The sequence below is a fragment of the Microbacterium sp. Bi128 genome (assembly GCF_918698205.1).
Window position 1 is genome coordinate 1 of sequence record NZ_CAKKMM010000837.1, and the last position, 2234, is coordinate 2234.

The following is a 2234-nucleotide window of genomic DNA, read 5'->3' on the forward strand; positions in this document are numbered from 1 at the left end:
GGTGTGCACCGTGCCCTCGAGCTTCGGGTGCGGGGTGTCGGTCTTGGCCAGCAGAGCGATGTTCGCCCCGTCGCGCGCGGCCCGCAGGGCGATCGCGAGGCCGATGCCGCGGCTTCCGCCCGACATGAGGATGGTCTTTCCGGCGAGCGTCACGCTGGTCCTTTCGCGGAGCGGGCGGCGAAGGCGGCGACCCGCGCCCGCGCCTCGGGGGTGTCGAAGGCGGCACCGATCGTGGCGGCCTCGTCGGCGAGGTTCTCGGCGAACGTCCGGCCGGCGCCCACGCGCACGAGTCGCGTCGCCTGCCCGAACGCCGCGGTCGCGCCGTCGAGCCAGAAGCGGGCGATCGCCTCGACCCGCGCCGACAGATCCACGGATGCCACGACCTCGGCGACGAGTCCCCAGTCCCGGGCCTCGGCGGCGTCGAGCATGCGGTCCTGCAGAAGCAGCTGCAGCGCCCGGCGCTGGCCGATCGCCGCGGGCAGCAACGTCGAGACCCCCAGGTCGGGGGTCAGCCCGATGTTGGCGTACCGGCTGACGAAGCGCGCGTTCTCGCTCGCCACGACGTAGTCGGCGGTGAGCATCAGCCCGAGGCCCCCGCCGGCGACCGCGCCCTGGACGGCGGCGACCATCGGCAGCGGCGCCTCGACGAAGGTCCGGATGCCGTCGTGGATCGCCTCCGCGGTCTCGGTGACCTCGGAGCCCGAGGCGCCCGTCGTCGCCATCGCCACGACGTCGCCGCCGGCGCAGAACGCGGGGCCCGTGGCATCCAGGATGACGGCTCCCACCGCCGGATCGGCGGTCACCTGCTGTGCCACCTCGCGCCAGCGACGCGCCATGGGGAAATCCATGGCGTTGAGCGAGGCGGGGCGGTCGAAGGTGACGCGGGCGAGCCCGTCCGCGACGTGGAGCAGGATGCCGTCGGTCATTTCGGGGCCATCCGGATCGCGCCGTCGAGGCGAATGGTCTCGCCGTTGAGGTAGCCGTTGTCGACGATCGCGAGCACCAGGCGCGCGTATTCGTCGGGGGCGCCGAGGCGCGACGGGTACGGCACCTGCTGGCCGAGCGAGTCCTGTGCGGCCTGCGGCAGGCCCTTGAGCATGGGGGTCTCCATGATGCCGGGGGCGATCGTGACCACCCGGATGCCGTGGCGGGCGAGCTCGCGCGCGATGGGCAGGGTCATCGCGTGCACGCCGCCCTTGCTGGCGGAGTAGGCCGGCTGCCCGATCTGCCCGTCGAAGGCCGCGACACTGGCGGTGTTGACGATCACGCCGCGGTCGCCTCCCTCGCTCGGCTCGTTCGTGGCCATGAGCGCCGAGGTCTGGGCGATCACGTTGTACGTGCCGACGAGGTTGATCCGCACGAGCCGCTCGAAATCGGCGAGCGGGGTGGGACGCAGGTCGCGATCGAGCACTTTCGCGGGAGGGGCGATTCCGGCGCAGTTCACCACGACGCGCAGGGGGCCGGCGGCGGCGGCGAGGGCCGCGGCGGCAGAGACCTGCTCAGGATCGGTCACGTCGGCCGCAGCGAACGCCCCACCGATCTCGTCGGCGATGTCGGCACCCGCCGACGAGGGCAGATCGACGATCGTGACGTGCGCGCCGGCGGCGGCGAGGCGGCGCGCGGTGGCCAGGCCCAGGCCGGAGGCGCCGCCGGTGACCAGGGCGGATGCACCCGTGATGTCCATGCGTTCTCCTTCGAAGCAGAAACCGAGTGTCACTCTACCCGGGACTCAGGATCGCGGTCGCCACACCCGAACCCGGCCACGGGTGCGCACGGGGTGGGTGCGCACGGCACCGGTGGACGCGCCGTCCGTGAGCAGGGCGAGTTCGTCGGCGCTCCACCCGTGCGCCGTACGCAAGCGCTCCGTCAGGGTCGCGACGGCGTGCGGAACCGCCACTTCGACCCCGCGCGGCACGTTCACGGCGTCGGGGTCGATCACACGCGCCGCATGACGCAGATCGCTCTCGAGTCCGCGCACACGGTCGGCCCCGTACGCAGCGGACGCGAGACGCCAATCGCCCACCACGACGATCGCTCCCGCGGGCCGGTCCGGGCGCGGCGCCGGCACGCGCACGACCGCCCCGCGCAACTGCGCGACCGCGATGCCGATGCCGAGCACGACGAGCGCACCGACGATGGTGGCGGGCACGAACGAGAACGCGGCCGCATACGGCGGCGAACCCCAGCCGGTCACACCGGCGACCACGAGCCGCAGCACCGAGAAGACGGCATAC

Annotated in this window: 3 protein-coding genes and 1 pseudogene; all 4 read right to left on the bottom strand. The window is 73.3% G+C overall.

Translation table 11 applies throughout. From position 1 onward, the window contains the following. Nucleotides 1-153, bottom strand: a pseudogene (locus LQV45_RS26930) (short chain dehydrogenase); the annotation flags it as partial. Next, complete coding sequence (locus LQV45_RS26935) at nt 150-926, bottom strand: enoyl-CoA hydratase/isomerase family protein (RefSeq protein WP_230009821.1); 777 nt, start codon at nt 924-926, stop codon at nt 150-152. The pseudogene LQV45_RS26930 and the gene LQV45_RS26935, both read right to left, overlap by 4 nt. Beyond that, nucleotides 923-1684, bottom strand: coding sequence for an SDR family NAD(P)-dependent oxidoreductase (locus LQV45_RS26940; protein WP_230009823.1), 762 nt, complete (start codon nt 1682-1684; stop codon nt 923-925). Before LQV45_RS26940 ends, LQV45_RS26935 begins: the two co-directional genes overlap by 4 nt. A 45-nt stretch (nt 1685-1729) precedes the next feature. Beyond that, on the bottom strand, nt 1730-2234 hold a 505-nt coding region (locus LQV45_RS26945; RefSeq protein WP_230009825.1), incomplete at its 5' end, for a hypothetical protein.